The 801-nt window shown below is 64.8% G+C and carries 1 protein-coding gene; it reads left to right on the forward strand.

From position 1 onward, the window contains the following. Positions 1–801: HAD-IC family P-type ATPase (locus tag AACR77_RS17365; protein ID WP_042883014.1), on the forward strand; the 801-nt coding region annotated here is incomplete at both ends.

Here is an 801-nt window from a genome sequence, read left to right on the forward strand (position 1 = left end):
TCAGGCGCAAACCCGGGTCATCGTCTCGACTTTGCTGACGTTGCCGCTGCTGGTGGGGATGCTGGCCATGGCCGGGTTGTTCCCCTGGCATCTGCCCGCCTGGCTGGAGCTGCTGCTCGCCACCCCGGTGCAGTTCTGGATCGGGGCCCGCTTCTATCGCGGCGCCTGGCTTGCCATCAAGAACCGCTCCGCCAACATGGATGTGCTGGTGGCCACCGGCACCAGCGCCGCCTACTTCTACAGTCTCTATCTGTTGTTGACGCTGGGGATGGCTGCCAGCGGCAAGCTCTATTTCGAGGCGAGCGCCATCATCATTACCCTGATTTCGTTGGGAAAACTGCTGGAGGCTCGGGCCAGACGCAGCACCCAGTCCGCCATTCGCGAACTGATGGCGCTGCGGCCGGAAACCGCCACCGTCTGGCGTGGCGAGAGTTGGCAGAGCGTCGCCATCGATGAGGTGCTGCGCGGTGATCGGCTGCGGGTGCTGGTGGGTGAGCGGGTGCCGGTGGACGGCAGAATCGTGAGCGGCGAGAGCGAGCTGGACGAGTCGATCCTCACCGGTGAGAGCCTGCCGGTGCTGCGCAGTGCGGGCGACAAGGTGCTGGGCGGTGCCATCAACCGCTCCGGCGTGCTGGAAATTGAAGCCACTACGGTGGGGGAGGACTCCAGCCTCAGCAAGATCATCGCACTGGTGGAGAACGCCCAGATGGGCAAGGCGCCGCTGCAACAGCTGGTGGACAAGGTCTCTGCCGTGTTCGTGCCGGTGGTGATGGCCATCGCCCTATTCACCCTGCTGGTGTG

Source organism: Aeromonas sp. ZOR0002, from assembly GCF_963866995.1.
In the GTDB taxonomy this organism is placed as follows: Bacteria; Pseudomonadota; Gammaproteobacteria; order Enterobacterales; family Aeromonadaceae; genus Aeromonas; species Aeromonas caviae.